Origin of the sequence: Microbacterium sp. Mcb102 (assembly GCF_024519805.1) — a bacterium.
GTDB lineage: Bacteria > Actinomycetota > Actinomycetes > Actinomycetales > Microbacteriaceae > Microbacterium.
Genome location: NZ_JALJRG010000006.1, coordinates 254,518 through 276,394, shown reverse-complemented (window position 1 = coordinate 276,394; position 21,877 = coordinate 254,518). Strand labels below are relative to the sequence as shown.

General features: G+C 68.6%; 24 protein-coding genes. 3 read left to right on the top strand and 21 right to left on the bottom strand.

Annotated features, from left to right (window positions below):
- Positions 1 to 19: 19 nt before the first annotated feature.
- The 14 genes from OC372_RS15740 to infC all read right to left on the bottom strand — a co-directional run bounded on the left by OC372_RS15740 (position 20) and on the right by infC (position 13,545).
- The gene (locus OC372_RS15740) at positions 20 to 982 is read right to left on the bottom strand and encodes an NAD-dependent epimerase/dehydratase family protein (RefSeq protein ID WP_262002633.1); all 963 of its coding nucleotides are present in this window, start codon (positions 980 to 982) and stop codon (positions 20 to 22) included.
- A gap of 77 nt (positions 983 to 1,059) precedes the next feature.
- Positions 1,060 to 3,570 carry a phenylalanine--tRNA ligase subunit beta gene (gene pheT / locus OC372_RS15735; RefSeq protein ID WP_262002631.1) on the bottom strand — a complete coding sequence of 837 codons (2,511 nt, stop codon included), beginning with the start codon at positions 3,568 to 3,570 and terminating at the stop codon, positions 1,060 to 1,062.
- Positions 3,570 to 4,610 (bottom strand): phenylalanine--tRNA ligase subunit alpha, encoded by a 1,041-nt coding sequence (pheS, locus tag OC372_RS15730; RefSeq protein WP_262002629.1) that lies wholly within the window; start codon positions 4,608 to 4,610, stop codon positions 3,570 to 3,572. Before pheS ends, pheT begins: the two co-directional genes overlap by 1 nt.
- A 42-nt stretch (positions 4,611 to 4,652) precedes the next feature.
- Positions 4,653 to 5,555 carry an amino acid ABC transporter permease gene (locus OC372_RS15725; protein ID WP_029262478.1) on the bottom strand — a complete coding sequence of 301 codons (903 nt, stop codon included), beginning with the start codon at positions 5,553 to 5,555 and terminating at the stop codon, positions 4,653 to 4,655.
- Positions 5,552 to 6,199, bottom strand: a complete 648-nt coding sequence (locus OC372_RS15720) for an amino acid ABC transporter permease (protein ID WP_029262479.1) — start codon at positions 6,197 to 6,199, stop codon at positions 5,552 to 5,554. Before OC372_RS15720 ends, OC372_RS15725 begins: the two co-directional genes overlap by 4 nt.
- A gap of 82 nt (positions 6,200 to 6,281) precedes the next feature.
- Positions 6,282 to 7,196 carry a glutamate ABC transporter substrate-binding protein gene (locus tag OC372_RS15715; protein WP_029262480.1) on the bottom strand — a complete coding sequence of 305 codons (915 nt, stop codon included), beginning with the start codon at positions 7,194 to 7,196 and terminating at the stop codon, positions 6,282 to 6,284.
- 64 nt (positions 7,197 to 7,260) lie between these two features.
- Positions 7,261 to 8,010 carry an amino acid ABC transporter ATP-binding protein gene (locus OC372_RS15710; RefSeq protein ID WP_372466466.1) on the bottom strand — a complete coding sequence of 250 codons (750 nt, stop codon included), beginning with the start codon at positions 8,008 to 8,010 and terminating at the stop codon, positions 7,261 to 7,263.
- A 253-nt stretch (positions 8,011 to 8,263) separates the two neighbouring features.
- The gene (locus OC372_RS15705; RefSeq protein ID WP_262002628.1) at positions 8,264 to 9,226 is read right to left on the bottom strand and encodes a TAXI family TRAP transporter solute-binding subunit; all 963 of its coding nucleotides are present in this window, start codon (positions 9,224 to 9,226) and stop codon (positions 8,264 to 8,266) included.
- A complete protein-coding gene (locus OC372_RS15700; protein ID WP_262002627.1) occupies positions 9,223 to 10,599 on the bottom strand; it encodes a sensor histidine kinase in 1,377 nt (458 codons plus the stop codon). Before OC372_RS15700 ends, OC372_RS15705 begins: the two co-directional genes overlap by 4 nt.
- Before the next feature lie 3 nt (positions 10,600 to 10,602).
- Entirely contained in the window at positions 10,603 to 11,274 is a 672-nt protein-coding gene (locus OC372_RS15695; protein WP_105710843.1) for a response regulator transcription factor, read from the bottom strand.
- A 35-nt stretch (positions 11,275 to 11,309) separates the two neighbouring features.
- On the bottom strand, positions 11,310 to 12,122 hold the full coding sequence (locus OC372_RS15690) for a TrmH family RNA methyltransferase (protein ID WP_262002626.1): 813 nt from the start codon (positions 12,120 to 12,122) through the stop codon (positions 11,310 to 11,312).
- 84 nt (positions 12,123 to 12,206) lie between these two features.
- Positions 12,207 to 12,593: a 50S ribosomal protein L20 gene (rplT, locus tag OC372_RS15685; RefSeq protein ID WP_029262486.1), complete on the bottom strand. Its 387-nt coding sequence runs from the start codon at positions 12,591 to 12,593 to the stop codon at positions 12,207 to 12,209.
- Between the two features lie 35 nt (positions 12,594 to 12,628).
- Positions 12,629 to 12,823: a 50S ribosomal protein L35 gene (gene rpmI, locus OC372_RS15680; protein ID WP_017828564.1), complete on the bottom strand. Its 195-nt coding sequence runs from the start codon at positions 12,821 to 12,823 to the stop codon at positions 12,629 to 12,631.
- 71 nt (positions 12,824 to 12,894) lie between these two features.
- Positions 12,895 to 13,545 (bottom strand): translation initiation factor IF-3, encoded by a 651-nt coding sequence (gene infC, locus OC372_RS15675; protein ID WP_081860006.1) that lies wholly within the window; start codon positions 13,543 to 13,545, stop codon positions 12,895 to 12,897.
- Positions 13,546 to 13,776: 231 nt separating this feature from the next.
- Between infC and OC372_RS15670 the strand changes: the two genes are divergently transcribed.
- Positions 13,777 to 14,175, top strand: coding sequence for a DUF1844 domain-containing protein (locus tag OC372_RS15670; protein WP_029262488.1), 399 nt, complete (start codon positions 13,777 to 13,779; stop codon positions 14,173 to 14,175).
- A gap of 1 nt (position 14,176) precedes the next feature.
- Here OC372_RS15670 and OC372_RS15665 read toward each other — a convergent pair whose 3' ends face one another.
- The 7 genes from OC372_RS15665 to OC372_RS15635 all read right to left on the bottom strand — a co-directional run bounded on the left by OC372_RS15665 (position 14,177) and on the right by OC372_RS15635 (position 19,011).
- Positions 14,177 to 14,590 (bottom strand): hypothetical protein, encoded by a 414-nt coding sequence (locus OC372_RS15665; protein WP_262002625.1) that lies wholly within the window; start codon positions 14,588 to 14,590, stop codon positions 14,177 to 14,179.
- A gap of 23 nt (positions 14,591 to 14,613) precedes the next feature.
- Entirely contained in the window at positions 14,614 to 15,411 is a 798-nt protein-coding gene (locus OC372_RS15660; protein WP_029262490.1) for an SseB family protein, read from the bottom strand.
- Positions 15,395 to 16,141, bottom strand: coding sequence for a bifunctional 1-(5-phosphoribosyl)-5-((5-phosphoribosylamino)methylideneamino)imidazole-4-carboxamide isomerase/phosphoribosylanthranilate isomerase PriA (priA, locus tag OC372_RS15655; RefSeq protein ID WP_029262491.1), 747 nt, complete (start codon positions 16,139 to 16,141; stop codon positions 15,395 to 15,397). The genes OC372_RS15660 and priA overlap by 17 nt, the downstream gene beginning before the upstream one ends.
- Positions 16,142 to 16,244: 103 nt before the next feature.
- A complete protein-coding gene (hisH, locus tag OC372_RS15650) occupies positions 16,245 to 16,880 on the bottom strand; it encodes an imidazole glycerol phosphate synthase subunit HisH (RefSeq protein WP_262002624.1) in 636 nt (211 codons plus the stop codon).
- Positions 16,877 to 17,494 carry an imidazoleglycerol-phosphate dehydratase HisB gene (gene hisB / locus OC372_RS15645; protein ID WP_029262493.1) on the bottom strand — a complete coding sequence of 206 codons (618 nt, stop codon included), beginning with the start codon at positions 17,492 to 17,494 and terminating at the stop codon, positions 16,877 to 16,879. Before hisB ends, hisH begins: the two co-directional genes overlap by 4 nt.
- A gap of 8 nt (positions 17,495 to 17,502) precedes the next feature.
- Complete coding sequence (locus OC372_RS15640; RefSeq protein ID WP_262002623.1) at positions 17,503 to 18,585, bottom strand: histidinol-phosphate transaminase; 1,083 nt, start codon at positions 18,583 to 18,585, stop codon at positions 17,503 to 17,505.
- 57 nt (positions 18,586 to 18,642) lie between these two features.
- On the bottom strand, positions 18,643 to 19,011 hold the full coding sequence (locus OC372_RS15635) for a LysM peptidoglycan-binding domain-containing protein (protein WP_029262495.1): 369 nt from the start codon (positions 19,009 to 19,011) through the stop codon (positions 18,643 to 18,645).
- Between the two features lie 290 nt (positions 19,012 to 19,301).
- On the opposite strand from OC372_RS15635, the gene lexA reads away from it, so the two are divergent.
- Together lexA and OC372_RS15625 are read left to right on the top strand one after the other, a co-directional pair.
- Positions 19,302 to 19,988: a transcriptional repressor LexA gene (gene lexA, locus OC372_RS15630; RefSeq protein ID WP_029262496.1), complete on the top strand. Its 687-nt coding sequence runs from the start codon at positions 19,302 to 19,304 to the stop codon at positions 19,986 to 19,988.
- A 22-nt stretch (positions 19,989 to 20,010) separates the two neighbouring features.
- Positions 20,011 to 21,876, top strand: a complete 1,866-nt coding sequence (locus tag OC372_RS15625; protein WP_262002622.1) for a prolyl oligopeptidase family serine peptidase — start codon at positions 20,011 to 20,013, stop codon at positions 21,874 to 21,876.
- Position 21,877: the final 1 nt, after the last annotated feature.

The following is a 21,877-nucleotide window of genomic DNA, read 5'->3' as shown; positions in this document are numbered from 1 at the left end:
AGCGATCGGCCAGGAACGTCTAGCGATCGTCCAAGAGCGTCAACTCCTCCGCGCGGGTGAGTCCGGCACGACGGTCGCGGTCGACCCCGCGCGCCCGCTCATCGGCGACGACGGTACGGATGGTGTCGGTCAGCGGCCGCGGCCGACCACCTCCATCGCGGTACGCGCTGTTAGACCGGGTCATGAAGCCCGTCATCCCCGGGGGCAGCCACAGCGGCAGGGATCTCGGCCCCGCCCAGTGCTGGACCCCGTGTGCGACGAGCCAGTCCTCCTCGGCGACCACGATCTCGCCGGTATGACCCGCGGCGGTCCGGATCTCGCGCAGTACCTCGTCGAAGGGCTGCACGTCGCCGATGGCGTTGACCGGCCCGCTCACGGTCGCCGCGACGATGAATTCGGCGAGATCGTCCACGTCGATCACCTGGGCGCTCTTCCCCTCGAGCGGCGGTGACAGGACCGGTTCCGCACCCGCCCGCGCGAACGCCGCTGCCCAGTAACCGAATCGATCGCTGGGGTCGCCTTCGCCGACGATGAGTCCCGGTCGCACGATGAGCGCACGATCGCCCAGGGTGCCCACGGCGTCCTCGGCCGCCGCCTTCTGCGCCCCGTACTCGTACTCGTCACCGGGGCGGGCGGACGGATGCCGCGGTGCCGACTCGTCCGCACCGACCGTCTCGTCGTCGGAGTAGACCGACAGGGAGGACACGTAGGTCCATCGCGCGGCTCGCTCTCCGAGGGCATCGACGGCCGCCTCGACCTGCGACGCCTGCGACGAGATATCCACCACGTGATCCCAGTCCCGCCGGGTGAGCGCGGTGTACGCCACGGGATCGTCGCGGTCTCCACGTACGAGCTCGGCACCGTCGGGCGCGGGCCTCTCGCCGCGAGCGAGACAGGTCACCGTTGCCCCCGCATCCAGCCATCGGCGGGCGATGCGCCCGGAGAGCCAGCCCGTTCCACCGAGGATCAACACGTCCGTCATGGACCCATGTCACCAGGAACGCGGCACCCGCGGAAGCCCTTCCGCTCAGAGCAGATCAGGGCTTCCGCGGAGACGGTTCAGTCGCGCAGTGCGGCTCCGAAGCGCTGGGCCGCGACCTCCACACCGGCGAGCTTGGCCTCGGTGGCCTCGGCTGCCGTGAGCGTGCGGTCGTCGGCGCGGAAGCGCAGTGCGAAGGTCAGGCTCTTCGAGCCTTCCGGCACACCTTCGCCGCGGTAGTCGTCCACCAGTCGCACCGATTCGAGCAGCGCACCCGCGCCCTCGGCGAGTGCGGCCTGCACGTCGGCGGCCGGTACGTCCGCGGGGAGCGTGAGCGAGACGTCCTGCGTCGCCGCGGGGAACGTCGACAGCGATGCCGCGACGACCCGACCGCCCGCGAGCGTCAGGATGCGGTCGAGGTCGAGTTCGAACACGGTCGCGCGCCCGGGCAGATCCGCCCCCTCAGCCACGCTGGGGTGCAGCTCGCCGACATAGCCGACCTCTTCGCCGGCGACGCGCAGCGACCCGGTGCGTCCCGGGTGGAGAGCTGCACGCTCAGCCTGGACCACGTCGATCTCGACGCCGGCGGCCGCCGCGATCACACGGACGGCATCCAGCGCCTCGGCCAGACCTGCGGCTTCTGCGGGGCGTCCGGGCTGACGCGGTGCAACGTGGCCCGTGAGCAGCGCCGAGACGAACCGGTGCTGCGGCGGGATCGAGGCGTTCAATGCCGCGAGTGTCGCATCGGACGGGCGCTCACCCAGCGGCGGCACCTCATCGGTGCCGTACTCGACGCCCGGCTCCGGGAGGAACACGGCACCCGTCTCGAAGATCGCCAGGTCGGTGAGTCCGCGCGAGATGTTGCGGTGCGCGGTCTGCAGCAGACCGGGGATGAGCGAGCGGCGCAGGAACGGCGCCTGCCCGTCGAGCGGGTTCGCCAGGCGGATGCTCGGCAGGTGCTCTCCCGAGGCGGAGCCGTGGAGGTCGTTCTGCACCTCCGTGGTGAACGGGAAGGACGGAGTCTCCACCAGGCCGGCGGCGGCGAGTGCGTCGGCCACGCGGCGACGGCCCTGCTGGTGCGCGGTGAGGCCCCGGCCGGACGGCGGGGTCGGCAGCACGGAGGGGATGCGGTCGAGCCCGTGGATGCGGGCGACCTCCTCGGCCAGCGTCCACTTGTCGGTGAGGTCGGGGCGCCAGGTCGGCGGGATCACGGTCCAGCCGGAGCCCTCCTCCGAGGCGGTGACATCCGCGCCGATCGTGGTGAGCGCACCGGTGATCTCGTCGTCGGTGTAGTCGACGCCGATGAGTCCCTGCACGAAGCCCGCGGGGAGCTCGATCGCTTCGACGAAGACCTCGGCGAAGAGCGCACCGCCCTCTTCGGTCAGCGTGCCCCCGGCGAGCTCGACCATCAGGTCGGCTGCACGGCGCGCGGCGACGAACGGGATGAGCGGGTCCACACCGCGCTCGAAGCGCTTGGAGGCCTCACTCGGCAGCTTGTGTCGACGCGCGGTGCGGGCGATCGTGATCGGGTCGAAGTTCGCCGCCTCGATGAGCACGTTGCGCGTGGTCTCGCTCATCTCGGTCGTTCCGCCGCCCATGACGCCGGCGAGGCCGATCGGGCCGGACCCGTCGGTGATGAGCAGGTCTTCGACGTGCAGCGCGCGCTCGACGCCGTCGAGGGTGGTCATCTTCTCGCCGGGGGCGGCGCGGCGGACTGTGATGCCGCCCGCGAGCTTGTCGAGGTCGTAGCCGTGCAGCGGCTGCCCCAGTTCGAGCATCACGTAGTTGGTGATGTCGATCAGGATGCCCAGCGAGCGCATGCCCGCGAGACTGAGCCGCGCGATCATCCACGGCGGAGTCGGACGTGAGGGGTCGACGTCGCGCACGACGCGGGTCACGAACTCGCTCGCGCCGACGCGGCCACGCACGGGGGCGACGTCATCGACCACGATCGTGTGTCCGGTGCCGGGCTGCAGCTCCGCGAAGTCGCGCTCCGCCGGGTCGCGGAAGGCCGCCCCCGTGGCGTGCGCGTACTCGCGGGCCACCCCGCGCAGGGAGAAGGCGTAGCCGCGGTCGGGGGTGACGTTGATCTCCACCGCGACATCGTCGAGGCCCAGCAGCGCGATCGCGTCGGCGCCGACGGGCGCGTCGATGCCGAGGTCGGAGAGCACGACGATGCCGTTGTGCTCGTCGCCCAGGCCCAGTTCGCGCGCCGAGGCGATCATGCCGTCGGAGACGTGACCGTAGGTCTTGCGGGCGGCGATCGGGAACGGCCCCGGCAGCACGGCGCCGGGGAGGGTGACTACGACCTTGTCGCCGGCGACGAAGTTGTGCGCACCGCAGACGATCCCGCGGATGCCGCCGTTCGCCTCGCCCACGTCGACCTGGCACCAGTTGATGGTCTTGCCGTTGGACTGCGGCTCGGCCTCGATCGAGACGACCTGCCCGACGACGACGGGACCGGAGATCTCGAACCGATGCACGTCCTCCTCTTCGAAGCCGACGGTCACCAGTGCCGCGAGGACATCCTCGGGCGTGGCATCCGCTGCCAGATCGACGTACTCACGCAACCACGAAAGCGGGACGCGCATCACACCACCATCCCGAACTGCTCGCTGAAACGGACATCACCCTCGGCCATGTCGCGCATGTCCTGCACATCGCTGCGGAACATCAGTCCCCGCTCGATGCCCATGCCGAACGCGAAGCCGCTGTATACCTCGGGGTCGATCCCGGCGGCGCGCAGCACGTTCGGGTTGACCATGCCGCAGCCGCCCCACTCGATCCAGCGCGCGCCGCCCTTGAAGGTCGGGTGCCACAGGTCGAGCTCGGCGGAGGGCTCGGTGAAGGGGAAGTAGTTGGTGCGGAAGCGCGTCTCGGCCTCGGGGCCGAACAGCTGCTTCGCGAAGTGGTCGAGCGTGCCCTTGAGGTGCGCCATCGTGATGCCCTTGTCGATCACGAGACCCTCGAACTGGGTGAACACCGGCAGGTGCGTGGCGTCGAACTCGTCGGTGCGGTACACGCGCCCCGGGCACAGCACGTAGATCGGCACGTCGCGGTCGAGCATCGAGCGCACCTGCACCGGGCTCGTGTGCGTGCGCATGACGAGGTGGCGCGAGGGCGGGTCGACGTAGAACGTGTCCTGCTCCTGGCGGGCAGGGTGGTCGACGTCGAAGTTCAGGGCGTCGAAGTTGAACCACTCGTGCTCGAGCTCCGGTCCCTCCGCGATCTCCCAGCCCATGCCGACGAAGATGTCGCAGACCTGGTCCTGGAGCAGCATGAGCGGGTGCCGGGCGCCGACCCGCGTGCGCGAGGGCACCGCCGTGATGTCGACGCGCTCGGACTCGAGACGCGCAGCGACCTCAGCTGCGGCCAGCTCGGCCTCCTTGGATGCGAGCGCCTGCGTCACCTGCCCGCGCCCCTGCCCCACGAGCTTGCCGAACGAGGCCTTGTTCTCGGGGGCGACCTGGCGCATCGAGGCGTTCAAGACCGCGAGCGGCGAACCCTCCGCGACGTGTGCGGCGCGAGCCGCCTTCAGCTCGGCGGTGTCGGCGGCTGCGGCGATCGCCGCGAGGGCGTCGGCGACAGCGGCTTCGACCGCTTCCGGGGTGATTTCAGGAGACTCTGACACGAGAATCGAGTCTACCGGGGGCGCGTGGGTCCCTTTCGCTGATCAGCGCGTCGGCTCGGCCCCGTCCCCCTGCAGCACGATGAGCGAGGTGTTCGTCTCGCCGCCGTGCTGACGGGGATCGGGCACTGCGGGTCCGGCCTTCGGCGAGCGCTTGGCGCGACGCTGCAGGCGGTAGGCGACGTAGGAGAGCAGGAGACACACGGCCACGTACATCGATCCGCCGATGATCGCGGCGGGGATCAACGGGGAGCCGTAGGGCGCCTGGTTGCCGATCTGGTTGATCACGTAGAGGAGTTCCTGGTACGTGATGATGAACCCGAGCGCCGTGTCCTTCAGCGCGACGACGAGCTGCGCGATGATCACGGGCATCATGGCCCGCACGGCCTGCGGGATCAGGATGAAGTACATCACCCCGGTCTTGCGCAGTCCGATCGCGTATCCCGCCTCGGACTGTCCGCGGGGCAGCGACTCGATGCCGGCCCGCAGCACCTCGGCGAGCACCGACCCGTTGTAGACGATGAGCGCGATCACGACCGCCCAGTAGGGCGGCATCTTCACGCCGAGCACGGGAAGGCCGTAGTACAGCAGCATCATGAGCACGAGGACGGGCACGGCCCGCAGCACCTCGATGATCCAGCGGACCGGCTCACGCACCCAGGCATGCTCCGAGAGACGACCGATGCCGAGCACGAAGCCGAGGATGATCGAACCGACGCCGGCGGCCCCGAAGGCGGCCAGCGTGGCCAGCAGGCCTTCGCCGAAACGGACCCAGACGGCGGAGAACGTGAAGATGTTCCACTTCTCTGCGGTGAACTGCCCGGTGGCGAACAGCCGCCACACGACCCAGCCGAGCACGGCGAGGACGACGAGCACCGTCGCGACTCCGATGAGGCGATTGCGGGCGATGGCACGGGGGCCGGGGACGTCGAACAGGACGGAACTCATCGCGCGATCCTCCACTTGTTCTCGAGCGTTCGCTGCACCCAGGCAAGCAGCAGCACCAGGACCACGAAGATGACCATGACCCACAGCAGGACGACGAGCGCGTTCTCGCCGCGCTCACTGAGTGCCGCGCGGATGGTGCCGAGATTGACGACCGAGAAGCCGGCCGCCACCGTGGTGTTCTTCATGAGGGCGATGAGGACGCTCATCATCGGCGGGACCACCGAGCGCGTGGCCTGCGGCAGGACGACGTAGCGCATGACCTGACCGAAGTTGAGACCGATCGCTCGCGCTGCCTCGGCCTGCCCGACCGGCACCGTGTTGATGCCGGCGCGCAGAGCCTCGGCGACGTAGGTCGCGGTGTAGAGCCCGAGTGCGATGACTGCGAGCAGCAGGGAGTTGACCCGCTCGCCGAGAAGGATCGGCAGGCAGAACGCGAAGAAGAACATCACGAGGGTGAGCGGGGTGTTACGGATCCAGTTGACGTAGATGCCCCCGACTGCGCGGGCGATCGGCACCGGGGACACCCGTGCCGCTCCCACGATCAGTCCCAGCACCAGGGCGATGAGGCCGCCGCCCAGGAACAGCACGATCGTTCCCCACAGTGCTTCACCCCAGAGATCGAGGTGGTCGCTGATGACTCCCACGGCTGCTCCTGTCGATTCGTGTTCTCGCGATGGCCCTGCTGACGGATGGGGGCGGCCGATGGTGTCGGCCGCCCCCATGCGATCAACCGATCGGGTCGACCTCAGGCTGCGTCGCCTTGACGCCGGAGGCACCGAGGTTGTTGTCGAAGATCTGCTGCCAGATGTCGCCACCGTCGGTCAGCTGGGTGTTGAAGTACTCGGCCAGCGCGTCATCGCCCTTGGCGAGTCCGATGCCGTAGCGCTCCTCGCTGAACGGCTCGCCGACGACCTTCAGCTTCTCCGGGTCCTGCGCCGCGTAACCGATGAGGATCGCCTCGTCGGTGGTGACGGCGTCGACCTGCCCGTTCTTGAGGTCCTCGACGCACTTCGAGTACGTGTCGTACTCCTTGGTCGGGACGTCGGGGTAGTTCTCCTTGATGTTCTGGATCGGCGTCGAGCCGGTCGCCGAGCACACCGTGGTCGAGTCGCTCAGGTCGTCGACGCTCGCGATGTCGCTGTCGGCTCCGACGAGGAGGCCCTGTCCGGTCAGGAAGTACGGACCGGCGAAGGAGATCTGCTCCTTGCGCTTGTCGGTGATCGAGTAGGTGCCGACGTAGTAGTCGATGTCGCCGTTCACGATCGCCTGCTCGCGGTTCGCCGAGGCGATCGCCGTGAATTCGATCGTCTCCGGGTCGACGCCGAGCGATGCCGCCATCCAGCGGGCGATGTCGACGTCGAAACCGGTGCGGTCTCCGGTCACCGGGTCGAGGTAGCCGAGGCCGGGCTGGTCTTCCTTCACTCCGACCTTGATCGTGCCGGAGGACGAGATCCGATCGAACGTCGGGCTCCCGTCGATGCTGACATCCTCGAGGACCGTCCACGGCGTGCCGGAGGTCTCCTCCTCGCCGCCGTCTTCCGGGGCCCCCGAGCTCGACGGCGTGCCGCTGTTGCAGGCCGTGAGCGCGAGCAGTGCCACCGCTGCGATTCCGATGCCTGCCAGTGTCCGTGTGCGTCGCATGTGCGTCTCCTTCGTGTGCTGTGTGTGCAGGGTCTGTGTGGTCGGGCGTCAGTGTGGTCGGGCGTCAGTGCGTGAGGAGCTTCGAGAGGAAGTCCTTGGCACGGTCGCTCTTCGGGTGCGTGAAGAACTCCTCCGGAGTCGCCTCCTCCACGATCCGCCCGTCGGCCATGAAGACGACACGGTCGGCCGCCTTCCGAGCGAAGCCCATCTCGTGCGTGACGACGATCATGGTCATTCCCTCGTGAGCCAGCTCGACCATGACGTCGAGGACCTCGTTGATCATCTCGGGGTCGAGCGCGCTGGTCGGCTCGTCGAAGAGCATCACCTTGGGCTGCATCGCGAGCGCCCGGGCGATCGCCACACGCTGCTGCTGGCCGCCGGAGAGCTGCGCGGGAAGCTTGGATGCCTGCTGTGCGACGCCGACGCGCTCGAGCAGGATCATCGCCTCTTTCTCGGCGTCCGCCTTCTTGAGGCCCCGGACCTTCATCGGCCCCAGGGTCACGTTCTCGAGGATCGTGAGGTGGGCGAACAGGTTGAACGACTGGAACACCATGCCGACGTCCGCACGGAGGTGTGCGAGGCCCTTGCCCTCGGCGGGGAGCTCCTTGCCGTCGATGCGGATCGTGCCGCTGGTGATCGTCTCGAGTCGGTTGATCGTGCGACACAGAGTCGACTTGCCGGACCCGGACGGGCCGATCACGACGACGACCTCTCCCGAGTTGACCGTGAGGTCGATGTCGGCGAGAGCTTGGAAATCTCCGTAGTGCTTCTGGACGTTCTCGACCACGACGAGGGGTGTATCAGAGGTCATCATTTCTCCAAACTAGCCACGTCGGACGCGGGTCTCCAGGCGCCTCGGTGAGATTTACACGTTCGTAATCACCTGATCGCGGTACCAATGCTGCTTTGCACGGGTACCCCACGGCCCGCCCCCACGGGCCGCGGGATCGTCCTGCGGCCTCGCCCCCCAGCGACAGCGGAGCTGCAGGATCCGATCGCGCGCGATCGACCTCACACTGGCAGAGCCGAGGGCCCGGTGTCAGACTTCTTGAGGATTTCTTGAGCAGTCAGCCGCGCAGGTCCCGGTAGTACTCGACCGCGCCCGGATGCAACGGAACCGGGCCGGTGAAGATCGCCGATCGACGATCCAGCAGCGCGGCGGTCGGGACCTCCCCCGCGATCCGCAAGCGGGCATCGAACAGTCCGGTCAGGATGTCGCGCGCGACGCCGTCCGGGGTAGAGGAACTCGTGACGAGGTAGTTCGGCACGGCCATGGTCGGTGCCGAGGCAGCGATGCCGTAGGTGCCGGCGGGGACATCGGCGGGTCGATAGGCATCCGAGTAGCGGTCGTTCACCTCGTTCACCCAATCCTGCTCGATCGGGAGCAGGCGCACGGACGTGGTCTGCGAGAGCGCCGCGATTCCCGGTGTCGGCAGCCCACCCACCCAGAAGAACCCGTCTATCTCGCCGCGCTCCATCGCGGCGATCGACTCCCCGAGGTCGAGCTGGGGATCGCGGACGGACCCGATGCCGACGCCGGCGGTGTCGAGGACGCGTGAGGCGATCACGTTCACCCCGGAGTTCTCCGCACCGAGCGACACGGTGCGCCCCTCCAGCTCCGGGAGACTCGATATGTCGGAGTCTCCGCGCACGACGACCTGCACGTACTCGTCGTAGAGACGCGCCAGAGCCCGCACCTGGAGGGGCGCGTCGAAGGCGCCGGTTCCCGCCACGGCATCGGCTGCCGCATCGCCCTGCGCGAAGCCCAGCAGCGCCTCACCGGAGTCCACGCGCAGCAGGTTGTCCACGGACCCGGCCGTCTCCTGCCCGACGATCCTGATGTCCAGGTCTGCAGAGAGCGCCTCGGCGAGATGGCTCCCGTAGTCGTAGTAGACCCCCCTGGGGCCGCCCGCCGCGATCGCGTACTCGGCGTCGGTCCACTCGCTCGCGCGCTGGCTGCATGCGGTGAGCGCCCCGAGCAGCAGGACCGAGAGGATTCCGGCGACCACCCGCCGCCCAACGGCCATCATGGGGTCGTCCTGTCGGGGAGCAGCAGCACGACCTCGAGTCCACCGCCGTCGGCCGCTGCCACCGCCACCTCGCCGCCGACCGTCGCCAGCAGGTCGCTCGCGATCGCGAGTCCGAGTCCGGAGCCCGGCGTGTCCGCGCTCTCGGCGCTCCGCCAGAACCTGTCCGTCGCCGCCGCCGCCTGCTCGGCGGACAGCCCCGGACCATGATCGCGGACCGTGATCCGACAGACGTCTCCCTCGCGATGCGCTCCGATGCCGATCCACGCACCGTCCGGCGAGAACTTCACGGCGTTGTCGATCACGGCGTCCAGCGCGCTCTCCACGACCGTCCGGTCGGTCACGCTCATCACCGACGGGTCCCCCGCCGAACGCAGGGCGATCCCCCGCTGCCCGGCGACGTCGCGCCAGGCCTCGAGACGGCGGGCGGACAGAGTCGCGAGGTCGACGGCGGAGATCGTGGTGTCCACGCGCCCGCCGCGTGCGAGGCCGAGCAGTGTCTCGAGGATCCGCGTCATCCGACGCCCCTCCTCCCTCGTCTCCTCCACGTCGTCGCGCCACTCCCGCCCGAGCCCGGTCGCGAGGTGCTCCACGCGCAGGAGCAGCGCATTGAGCGGGTTGCGCAACTCGTGGGAGGCGTTCAGCGCGAACTCCTGCTGTCGCGTCATGACGCGCTCGATCTCGTCGGCCATGCCGTTGAACACCTGCGCCATGCGGCGGAGCTCCGGTGGCCCGGCATCCTCGGGGACACGCGCGTCCATCTCGCCCCGCTCGATGGCCACCATCGCCTCGTCCAACCGCCTCACCGGGGACAGCACCCATCGGGCGAGCCGGAAGACGAGCAGCACGCCCAGCGCGATCAGCACCAGCGCGATGGCGGAGATGATCAGAAGCTGCTGCACGATCGCGGCCCGGGGGGCGTCGACATCTCCGGCGACCAGCACGGCCCCGATCACGTCGCCGTCGTCGAAGACCGGCTCCGCCAGCGCGGCATCCACCACCGTCCAGGGGAAAACGGCCGCCGGCTGCTCGGCGCGTCGCCCGGACAGCGCCAGCCGCACCCGTTCCGCGTCCTCCTCCGCGAGCACGGTCGAGCCATGCTCCCCCGCCGCCCAGGGGACACCGCCGAGATCGAAGACCGTCACCTCGATGCCGTACACCTCCTCGAAACGGACGACCTCGGCATCGATCACCGCCGCGCTGCCCGATCGAAGCGCTTGACGCGCGCTGGTGATGAAGTAGCCGAGGTCGCCGAGCTGCTGCGTGTAGAACGACTGCTGGACGCTCCGGGCCGCACTCCATCCGGCCGCACCGCCCAGAGCGACCAGGATCGCCACGAGCGGGACGAGGAAGACGATCACCAGACGTCGACGCACGGCTCAGGACCCCACGAGACGGTAGCCGACGCCGCGGACGGTCTCGATCACACCGCGGGATCGGGTCTTCTTCCTGATCGCCCCGACGTGCACCTCGAGGGAATGCCCGAACCCCCGCCAGTCCGTGTTCCACACCTCACGGATGAGACGCTCCTTCGGAACCGCCACACCCGGATAGCGTGCGAGCACCGCGATGATGTCGAACTCCTTGCGGGTGAGCTCGATCGGCGCACCGTCGACCAGGACCTGCCGCCCGACGAGGTCGATCTCCAGCGAGCCCCCGAGGAGCAGCACTCGCGCGTCGGAATCCGGGCGCATCGGCCGAGAACGCCGGGTCACGGCCTCGATCCTGGCCAGAAGCTCATGCACGTCATAGGGCTTCACCACGAAGTCATCGGCGCCGGCACGCAGTCCCTTGATGCGCTCGGCGACCTGGTTGCGCGCGGTCACGATCATGATCGGAACCTCGGAGCGTCCGCGGATGCGGCGGCACAGGTCGACGCCGTCCATGTCGGGGAGTCCCAGATCGAGGAGCACGACCTCGGTGTCAGCGCCGAGGAGAGCCAGCGCCGACGCCCCATCGGAGGCGCGCACGGTCGCGTAGCCCGACCGCGCAAGGAATGCTTCGAGCGCCCCAGCGACACGGTCGTCGTCTTCGACGATCAGAATCCTCATCGACCCTGTGACCCGCTTCCTTCGTCGGCCGGACGTCAGCCGACAGAGGTCGCCCGCTGTGCGAAGGCGCTCTCGTACAGGCAGACGCTCGCTGCGGTCGCCAGATTGAGGGATTCGGCCTTGCCGAAGATCGGCAGCCGCAGCACCTGGTCGGCCAAGGCGAGAGCATCGTCTTCCAGACCCCGCGCCTCGTTTCCGAACAGCCATCCGGTCGGCTCGGCGAGCACTCCGTCCGCGCGGGCTTCCAGCAGATCGGCGCCCTTCACGTCGGCGGCGAGGATGCGCAGACCCGCGGCGTGCGCGCGCTTCACGACGTCGGCGAGGTCTCCCCCGACCGAGACCGGGAGGTGGAACAGCGACCCGGTCGTGGCGCGCACGACCTTCGGGTTGTACGGATCGACGGTCCGGCCGGTCAGCACGACGGCATCCGCGCCCGCCGCATCGGCCGCGCGGATGATCGTGCCCAGGTTCCCGGGGTCGCGCACCTCTTCGCAGATCGCCACGAGACGAGGCGAGGCATCGAAGATGTCACGCACCGAGGTCGGAGTCTGCTGGACGACGGCGACCAATCCCTGCGGAGTGACCGTGTCGGCCATCGCGTTCAATACGTACTCGGTGACGTACTCGACGTCGATGTCGGCGTCGGCGGCCTTGGCACGGATGTCCGGGTGCTTCTCCCACCCGCTCGGCGTCGCGAACAGCTCGACGATCGCCTCCGGGCGATACGTGAGCGCTTCACGCACCGACTGCGGACCTTCCAGAAGGAACAGGCCCGTCTCGGTTCGCGCGCTGCGCTTGGTCAGCTTCGCGACAGCACGGACTCGGGGCGAACGGGGGTTCTCCAGCACGTTCACAGTCTAGGGTCACCGCGGACGCCGGATACGCGAAACGGGCGCCTCCCCGAAGGGAGGCGCCCGTTTGAAGCGAGATGCTTACGCAGCCGACTTCGGTGCGTTGACGTCGGAGGGCAGAGCCTTCTTCGCCGTCTCGACCAGCGTCGTGAACGTGGCAGCGTCGTTGACCGCGAGGTCGGCGAGCATGCGACGGTCGACGGTGACACCCGCGAGGCCGAGGCCCTGGATGAAGCGGTTGTACGTGATGCCGTTCTGGCGAGCCGCAGCGTTGATGCGCTGGATCCAGAGGCGACGGAAGTCACCCTTGCGCTTGCGACGGTCACGGTACGAGTAGACCAGCGAGTGGATGACCTGCTCTTTGGCCTTGCGGTAGAGGCGCGAACGCTGACCGCGGTAACCCTTTGCGCGCTCGAGGATGACCCGGCGCTTCTTGTGGGCGTTTACTGCCCGCTTGACTCTTGCCATTTTCCTGTGTTCCTATTCGTGCGTTCGGGCGCGCGTCAGCGGCCGAGAAGCTTCTTCGCGACCTTGGTGTCAGCCTTCGAGAGCACCTGGTCCTGGTTCAGACGACGGGTGCGACGGCTCGACTTGTGCTCGAGGTTGTGGCGCATCCCGGCCTGCTGCTTCTTCAGCTTGCCGCTGCCGGTGATCTTGAAGCGCTTCTTAGCACCCGAGTGGGTCTTCTGCTTCGGCATCTTCTCTTCCTTCGTATGGCGCCTTCTCAGGCGACGGTGTCAACCCGCGGTGCGGGAGTTCTGGGGCGGATCTACTCCGCGGCAGCTTCTGCCGGTGCGTCGGCATCGCTCTTGGCGTCGCGGGATGCCTGCTTGTTCGCCGCGCGCTGTGCGTCGCGAACCGCGTTCTGCTCCTGCTTGGCCTCGGACTTGCTCTTCAGCGGAGCCACGATCATGACCATGTTGCGACCGTCGATGGTCGGGTTCGACTCGACCGTTCCGAGCTCGGCCACGTCTTCGGCGAACTTGCGCAGCAGACGCACACCCTGCTCGGGACGCGACTGCTCACGACCACGGAACAGGATCATGGCCTTGACCTTGTCGCCGGCCTTGAGGAAGCCCTCGGCGCGCTTCAGCTTGGTCGTGTAGTCATGAGCCTCGATCTTCAGACGGAAGCGGACTTCCTTGAGGATCGTGTTCGCCTGGTTGCGGCGCGCTTCCTTTTCCTTCTGGGCGGCCTCGTACTTGAACTTGCCGTAGTCCATGATCTTGACGACGGGCGGCTTCGAGTTGGGGGCGACCTCGACGAGGTCGAGATCGGCTTCCTGCGCGAGGCGCAGCGCTGCCTCGATGCGGACGACGCCGATCTGCTCACCCGCGGGGCCGACGAGGCGGACCTCGGGGACGCGGATGCGCTCATTGGTACGGGGATCGCTGATGCGGAACTCCTTAGACGATGTGATTCGGCCACCGCGACGCTGTCTGCATCACGGGCGAAATCGGAATCGTCCCCACCCACCGGCATTCAGACGCCGGCTCCGCACCCTGCCTGCCGGGTCCGTCTTGCGAACGGAGCCGGTGGAGTGCAAGACCCGGTAGCCTTGAACGGCAAGCGCGGGTGGGAAGTGAATCCTCTTTCGATCCGGAGCATGACGCTCCGGAGCCCGCCAAAGTCTAACAGAAAGCAAGGCGAAGTGACGAACCAGGCACCGGACGAGGCTGCACGCGAGCGCGAAGAGCGCTGGGCACGTCAGGAGGAGGCTGCGTCGTCGGCCACTCGAGACATCGCCGACGTACCCGCGGTCGAGGTGATCACCACGGCGGCCGTGCACCTCATGAGCGCCGGCGCCGTCAAGCTCGGCCTCGCCGACGACCCCGACGCGGCGGCACAGCTCGACCTCGACGAGGCTCGCAAGCTCATCAACGCCCTCGCCGGGCTCATCACCGCCGGCGCCCCCGAGATCAGCGACATGCACGCACGCTCGCTCCGCGACGGGCTCCGCTCCCTGCAGCTCGCGTTCCGCGAGGCATCGACGATCCCCGACCCCATCGGCAAGGGTCCGGGCGAGAAGTGGACCGGGCCGGTCAACTAGTTCAGGATTCGAGGACGATCGGATCCGCGGTCGAGGGGCCGCCGCACGGTTCATCCGAGTGCGTCCACGAGATCGATTCCTCGGACTCGTGGATGAGCGTGTTCTGGGCGTCGAACAGGCGGATGTCGACGCCGTCGGGCGTCGACATGTCGAACCCGAGAACCCACGTCCCGTCACCCTGAGGCGTCACCATGAACAGGTTGGTCGATGAGGTCGGCTCGGTACCCGGCGTCGGTGAGCACTCCCCCGCGACGCAGAACTGGACCGCCACCACCCCCGCTACGGCGGTGGTCTCGAGTGCGACGGCGTTCGTCCATCCGATCGCGGGGCAAGCCAGCGCGCAGCCCGAGCTGCCGGTAACGGCGCCCCCGAGGAGAGCAACGACGGCGATGGCGCGCAGGAGACCTCGGGACATGCCCCGATCGTAGCGAAGCGCGCTCAGACGCTGCGGCGGAGCTTCACCGTGAGCGAGTCCGCCAGGACGGCGATGCGGTCGTCCGACGCCCAGCGCTGAGCCAGACGCGAGAGCACGGCGTCGAGCACCTCGCGCTCCAGACCGTCGACGAGTTCCAGGACCACGATCAGCTCCGGGCCGCGCAGACGTGCGTCGGGGTCGCCGGACGCCACCGCCACGTCGATCACGGCCAGTTCGTGGGCCACACTCTCCTGGAGCGCGGTGTAGACCTCGGTGGAGAGGAAGCTCGGCTCCCAGGCATGCTCCTGGGCGATCGCCCAGACGGCCGGCCGCCGGATCACGAACTCCGTGTCGGCCGTCGGGTCGAGCACGATCAGGTCGGTGTCTTCGGCTGACGCCGCCAGCGCCGCCCGGAGCGCCTCCACGGGAATCGGGCGTGCCGTGGGATCCCACTTCTGCATCGCCTCGACGGAGGAGAAAACCGGCTGCACCCGTCGCCCGTCGGGAGCCGCGACCGTGACGATCGACAGCTCCTGCGTCTTGTCGACGGCGAGGCCGCTCGGCGCGACGCCTTCCTCACCCTTCTCGGCGATCAGAGGGATCAGCACGCGAGCCGAGCGGAAAGCGTCGACGACTTCCACCTGACTGCCTTCGCCGGCGCGGAAGCGCAGCAGTGCGGCCAGCAGCGCCGGGTCGGCCGAGCCGTCGTCCGCCGCGTGCGGATTCGACTCGAAGCTGCGTCCCTCCCAGGGGACACCGGCCGAGTCTCCGTGGTTGTGCGACTCGGGCCCGCAGGCGTGGCCGTCAGTCTCCTGCGACATCCAGTGCCTCAGCCAGCGTGAACGCACCGGCGTACAGGGCCTTGCCGACGATCGCACCCTCGACGCCCAGCGGCACGAGTTCACGGAGCGCGGCGATGTCGTCGAGGTTGGAGATCCCCCCGGATGCGACGACCGGCTTCGGTGTGCGCGAGGTCACCTCGCGAAGGAGCTCGAGGTTCGGGCCGCGAAGCGTGCCGTCCTTCGTCACGTCCGTGACGACGTAGCGGCTGCATCCGGCGTCTTCCAGGCGCTCGAGGACCTCCCAGAGGTCGCCGCCCTCCTTGGTCCAACCACGTGCGGCGAGCGTGGTGCCGCGCACGTCGAGGCCGACCGCGATCGCTTCGCCGTAACGACCGATCACATCGGCGGCCCACTCGGGGTTCTCCAGTGCGGCCGTGCCGAGGTTGATCCGGGTGGCGCCGCTCTCGAGCGCCGCCTCGAGGGTCGCGTCGTCGCGGATGCCGCCCGAGAGCTCGATGCTGACGCCCTTGAACTGCTTGATGACCTTGCGCAGGATCGGCGCGTTGCTCCCGCGGCCGAAAGCGGCGTCGAGGTCGACGAGGTGGATCCACTTCGCGCCCTGTGCGGCCCACTCCCCTGCCGCGTCGAGCGGGTCGCCGTAGCTCGTCTCGGTTCCGGCCTCGCCCTGGGTGAGGCGGACGGCCTTGCCACCGGCGACATCGACCGCGGGAAGGAGCGTGAGCGAGGGAGACTGCGCGAAGTCGTTCATGGGGTCCTTGGCTAGGGAAGGTCTGCAGCCCGGAGCGGGCACGAGAACCGAGGGTAGTCCGCCGGAGAGCGGGTGACAAAACGGATGACGTCCACGATGGGTGTCAGAGACTCCCGACCCAGTTGCGCAGGAGCTGGATGCCCGCTTCGCCCGACTTCTCGGGGTGGAACTGGGTTGCCGAGAGCGGACCGTTCTCGACGGCGGCGAGGAAGGGGTCGCCGTAGGTCGTCCAGGTCAGCACGGGCTCGGGGAACGGCGGGATGACGTCGAGCTCCCAGGACTGGGCGGCGTAGGAGTGCACGAAGTAGAAACGCTCATGTTCCAGGCCCCGGAAGAGCACGCTGTCCGCGCCGGGCTCGACGGTGTTCCAGCCCATGTGCGGCAGCACGGGTGCGTTGAGCTCGGTGACCGCTCCGGGCCACTCGCCGAGGCCCGCGGTGTCGTGCCCGCGCTCGACCCCGTGCTCGAAGAGCACCTGCATGCCGACGCAGATCCCGAGCACCGGTCGTCCGCCGGCCAGACGCCGGTCGATGATCTCGTCGCCGCCGTGTGCGTGGAGCGCGTCACGGACCGCCTGGAACGCGCCGACGCCCGGAACCAGGAGACCGTCGGCCTCCAGGGCGGCCTTGCGGTCGCGCGTCAGCACGGCATCCGCGCCGGCAGCGGCCAGCGCCTTGACAGCCGAGTGGACGTTGCCCGACTCGTAGTCGAAGACGGCGACGCGGGGACTCGCGCTCACAGTGCACCCTTGGTGGACGGGATCCCGTCGACCAGCGGATCGAGTGCTTTTGCCTGGCGGAACGCGCGGGCGAAAGCCTTGTACTCCGCCTCGGCGATGTGGTGCGGGTCGCGGCCGCCCAGCACACGCACGTGGACGGTCAGCGCGGCGTTGAAGGTGATCGCCTCGAAAGAGTGACGCACCAACGAGCCGGTGAAGTGCCCACCGATGAGGTGGTGCTCGAATCCGGCGGGCTCGCCGGTGTGCACGAGGTACGGACGACCCGAGATGTCGACGACCGCCTGCGCGAGCGCCTCGTCGAGCGGCACGAGCGCATCGCCGTAGCGGGAGATGCCGGACTTGTCGCCCAGCGCCTCGAGGATCGCCTGTCCGAGCACGATCGACACGTCTTCGACGGTGTGGTGCGCATCGATGTCCGTGTCGCCCGAAGCGCGCACGGTCAGGTCGGTCAGCGAGTGCTTCGCGAAAGCGGTGAGCATGTGGTCGAAGAACGGCACCGACGTGTCGATGCGGCTCGCCCCCGTGCCGTCGAGGTTCAGCTCGAGTTCGACGGTGGACTCCGACGTGCTGCGCACGCGGCTCGCGGTGCGCGGGGTCGATGACGGGGTGCTCATGATGCCGATCATATCGAGGCCAGAGCATCGAGGAACGCGGTGGTCTCGGCCTCGGTGCCCGCGCTGACCCTGAGATGACCGGGGATGCCGACATCACGCACCAGCACGCCGCGGTCGAAGAGCTGCTGCCACGTCGCACGCGGATCGGCGATGCCGCCGAAGAGGACGAAGTTCGACCAGGATTCGTGGGGCGTATATCCGAGCGCCTCGAGGGTCGCTGTGATGCGGTCGCGCTGTTCGACGATCTCCTCGACCATGCCGAGCATCACGTCGGAGTTGCGCAGAGCGGCGACGGCCGCAGCCTGGGTGAGCGTGCTCAGGTGATAGGGCAGGCGCACCAGACGCAACGCATCGATGAACGTCGGATCTGCCGCCAGATACCCGACTCGCGCACCGGCGAAGGCGAAGGCCTTGCTCATCGTGCGCGAGACCGCCAGGCGCGGGCGCCCCTCGAGGAGTGTCAGCGCGGAAGGCGCGTCGTGCGGTGCGAACTCCTGGTAGGCCTCGTCGACGATCACGATGCCCCGCGCCGCCTCGTAGACGGCTTCGACGACGTCCAGGCCGAGCGGGGTGCCGGTGGGATTGTTCGGGGTGCACAGGATGATCACGTCGGGGTCCGCGGTGCGCACCTGCTCCGCTGCCTCCTCCGGTGTGATCGTGTAGTCGGGCTGCCTCGTCCCGGGGATCCACTGCGCGCCCGTGCCCTGCGCGATGAGCGGGTACATCGAGTAGGTCGGCGCGAAACCGAAGGCCGTGCGCCCGGGGCCGCCGAAGGCCTGCAGGATGTGCTGGAGCACCTCGTTCGAGCCGTTGCCCGCCCAGATCTGCTCCGGGGTGAGGCCGTGACCCAGATACTCTGCGAACGACTCGCGAAGAGTGGTGAACTCCCGGTCGGGATAACGGTTCACATCACGGATCGCGAGCGCGATGTCGTCGAGGATGTCGCTCGCCACCGCGTCCGGAATGGGATGCGTGTTCTCGTTCACGTTGAGGGCGATCGGGAGCGGTGCCTGAGGAGCGCCGTACGGAGTCAGTCCGCGAAGATCGTCGCGTAGCGGGAGATCGTTGAGGGAGAGGGTCACCCTTCCCATGTTAAGCGGCGCCCCGAGTCGATGACGCAAAGTTGCTGCAGCTCGGGCGCGACGGGATCAGTCCACGTACTGGGCCGGGATGGCGAGCGTCTGGCCGATCTGGAGCTCACCGCCACGCAGCAGGTTCATACGGCTGATCTCACCGATGACGTCGCGCGGGTCGGCGCCGGGGGCGACACCGGTGGCGATCGACCAGAGAGTGTCACCGGGCATGACGGTCACGGTCTCGACACTGACGGCTGCCGTGTCTGCGCCCGAGGCGATCGCACTGCCACCGCTGAGTGCGGCGAAGGCGATGCCGATCGCGAGCGGCACGGAGGCGAACCCCAGCAGCACGGCGCGACCGCGCGTGGTCAGACGGAGTCGCGTCGTAGGACGGGTCGACGCCGGAATGACTGCCGCGGTGCTGAAGCCGATGCTGCTCATGTGGTGCTCCTTAGCCTGTCCCGGAGCGGTGAAGCTGCCGGGGAAGTTGGCGTAGCGTTCGCATTCCCGTCTCGGCCGGGAGCCGTGAATGCGAAGCTACGTACCGAAGATATCTTCGAGTTCGAACATCTGTCAAGTTGTCTTCGAAACCGGATGCACGATTCTGCCGACACGCTCGAACAGATCTTCCAGATCGGGCCGTTTCTCGGATACGGTTTCGATGAGAACACCACACCACGGGCCTCCGACATTCGAAGAGCGACGTCGGAACACCGCACTTAAGGAGCACCATGAGCGAGAACTCGGCCCCCGAGTCGGAGGCACCGCGGACGCGACGCCGCAAGAGCCTGAGCCCCAAGCAGATGGCGATCCTCGAGGTCATCCAGAACTCCATCGCTCATCACGGCTACCCGCCGAGCATGCGGGAGATCGGAGACGCCGTCGGCCTGAAGTCCCTGTCGAGCGTGACCCACCAACTCGGTCAACTCGAACTGAGCGGCTACTTGCGACGCGACCCCGGCAAGACACGTGCCATGGAGGTCCTGATCGATCTCCCCGGCGCCAGCGGCGAGAACCCCGCCGACGTGGCGACTCCGGTCGGCGACGCGGCGCTCGTGCCCCTGGTCGGTCGCATCGCCGCCGGCGTGCCGATCACCGCCGATCAGCAGGTGGAGGAGATCTTCCCTCTCCCCCGTCAACTGGTGGGCAAAGGAGACCTCTTCATGCTCAAGGTCTCGGGCGAGTCGATGATCGACGCCGCGATCTGCGACGGCGACTGGGTCGTCGTGCGCTCGCAGAACAATGCGGAGAACGGCGAGATCGTGGCCGCGATGCTCGACGGCGAGGCCACGGTCAAGGTGCTGCGCCGTCGCGACGGCCACACCTGGCTCCTCCCCCGAAACTCCTCCTTCGAACCCATCCTCGGCGACGAGTCCGTGGTGCTCGGTAAGGTCGTGGCGGTGCTGCGCGCCGTCTGAGTTCAGACCATAGGCTCGGAGCATGTCGTCGCCTCACGGTTCCTGGCCCTCTCCGTTCTCCGCAGCCTCCGTCGCGGCATCCTCCCCGCGCATCGACGGGGCGCGCTTCGTCGGCTCCGAGATCTGGTGGGGAGAATCCGTGCCCGCCGAGAAGGGGCGGGTCACGGTGCGAAGCTCCTCGGGAGCCGAGATGCTCCCGGCGCCCTGGAGTGCTCGCTCCCGTGTACACGAGTACGGCGGCGGGGCATGGACCGCCGATTCCACGGGCATCCTGTACTTCGTCGATGCCGGCGATCAGCGCGTCCATCGACTGGTCGCCGGTGCCGAGCCCGTCCCGCTGACACCGGCGGGGCCATCGCACGGAGGCCTCCGCGTGCAAGACGGCCGTCTGCTCGCCGTGCGCGAAGATCTGTCGGCCGCCCCGCATACCCGCGCGATCGTCGAGATCCCGATCGACGGCTCCGCCGCGGAGGACGCGTCCGGAATTCGAGTCATCGTCGAGGGCGACGGCTTCTTCGCTCACCCCGCACTCTCGCCCGACGGCGGCCGCGTCGCCTGGATCACCTGGAACCGCGGACGGATGCCCTGGGAGGCCTCGCAGCTGCAGATCGCGCAGAGCGACGGCAGCGACGTGCACGAGATCCCCACTCGAGCGGCGTTGCAGCCCGAGTGGCTCAGCGAGACGGAGCTGATGTTCGCCGATGATCCGGACGACCGCTGGGGCCTGCATCGCATCGAGCTCGACGGAGTCTCGCCGGTCGGCGCACCGCGCGCGCTCAGCCCGACCGATGCCGACACCGGCTACGGACTCTGGGTGCTCGGCAACCGCTGGTATCGGCCGCTCACCGACGGACGCATCGTCGCGACCCGCACGAACGGGCGCGACGAGGTCGTCCTGATCTCACCGGACGGTGCCGCACGCCCGATCGATATCCCGGCCGACGGCCATGTGAGCATCGACGATGTGGACGGGTCGCGCGTGCTGCTCTCCGGCAGTGGCTCCGGCGTGACCGCCGGCCTGTGGTGCATCGATGTGGACTCCGGCGCGACCGTCGCCGTGCGCGGAGGTGAGCCCGTCGATGCCGAATGGATGCCGCGCGCTGTGCCGATCGAGGTCGACGGAAGGCACGGAGTCGTGCACGCCTTCGCCTACCCCCCGGCGAACCCCGACGCGACAGCCCCCGCCGACGAGCTCCCCCCGTACGTGGTGCTGGTGCACGGCGGACCGACCGCGCACGTCACCGGCGCGGCTTCCGCCGCCAACGCGTTCTACACGAGCAGGGGAATCGGCGTGCTCGACGTCAACTACGGCGGCTCCACCGGCTACGGACGCGCCTACCGCGAACGCCTGGACCGCCGATGGGGCGTCGTGGACGTCGACGACGTGATCGCCGCCGCACAGGGCCTCGCGGATGCCGGCCTCGCCGACCCGTCCCGCATCGCCATCCGCGGTGGATCCGCAGGCGGCTGGACGGTGCTGTCCGCGCTCGTGCACGGCGGGGCCTTCGCCGCGGGGATCAGCCGCTACGGCGTGGCCGATCTGCGGATGCTGGTCGCCGACACGCACGACTTCGAGGCGTCGTACATCGACGGTCTCGTGGGGCCTCTCCCCGAGTACGAGCACATCTACGTCGAACGATCACCACTCACCCACGCGGATCGCATCGGAGTCCCCGTGCTGCTGCTGCAGGGCGGAGAAGATCGAGTGGTCCCGCCCTCGCAGTCCGAGGCGATCAGAGACGCGCTGGCCGCCCGAGGCGTCGACCACGAGTATGTCCTCTACCCCGCTGAGGGGCACGGATTCCGCAGTGCCGACACGATCATCGACGCGCTCGAGCGTGAACTGATCTTCCTCGGCCGCGCGTTCGGCTTCGAGCCGACGCTGTGAC